1 pseudogene is annotated in these 642 nt (G+C 49.2%); it reads left to right on the top strand.

The features are described from left to right. Window positions 1-175 precede the first annotated feature (175 nt). A pseudogene (locus tag AC0LWM_RS32435) lies at window positions 176-642 on the top strand (group II intron reverse transcriptase/maturase); the annotation flags it as partial.

Below are 642 nucleotides of genomic sequence, written 5' to 3'. Positions count from 1 at the left end.
TTTTTTTACGTAGTAAGCAGACCTATAAGCCCAAAAGGTGAAGTGGCGAGCCGCGGGAAGGGAGTCGGAGGGGGCCATATTACCTGAGAAGTGGGGACAACACAACCTCATGGAGGGAAGGGCGCCGAAAGGCAACACCCCACTTTGTTCAAGTGTGAAGGGAAGGTAAGAGTGAGTGAATGCAGTAAACCCTGCTAACTACGCCAAAGTAAAAGCTCAACAACTTCATAAAGCACTATACCTTGCGGCCAAGGAAAATCCAAAGCGCAAGTTTCATGCACTGTACGACAAGGTTCATCGCGAAGATATTCTTTGGGAAGCATGGAGACGAGTAAAGGGAAATCATGGTAGCGGTGGGATTGATGGCGTAACGATCACCTCGATCCTGGAAGAGTATGGAGAAACGAAGTTCATAACCGAAGTTCAGGAGAAGCTAAAAAGTGGAACGTACCGACCCATGCCGGCTAGACGAAAGGAAATTCCAAAAGCAGACGGCAAAATGCGTCCGCTCGGGATACCCGCAATATGTGATCGAGTCGTACAGATGGCAGCCAAGATGGTCTTGGAACCGATTTTCGAACCGGACTTCAAAGAATTCTCCTACGGATTCCGCCCGGGAAAGAATGCTCATCATGCGATCCG

It is taken from the genome of Paenibacillus sp. sgz302148 (genome assembly GCF_056120465.1).
This window is presented reverse-complemented; position numbering and strand designations above follow the sequence as displayed.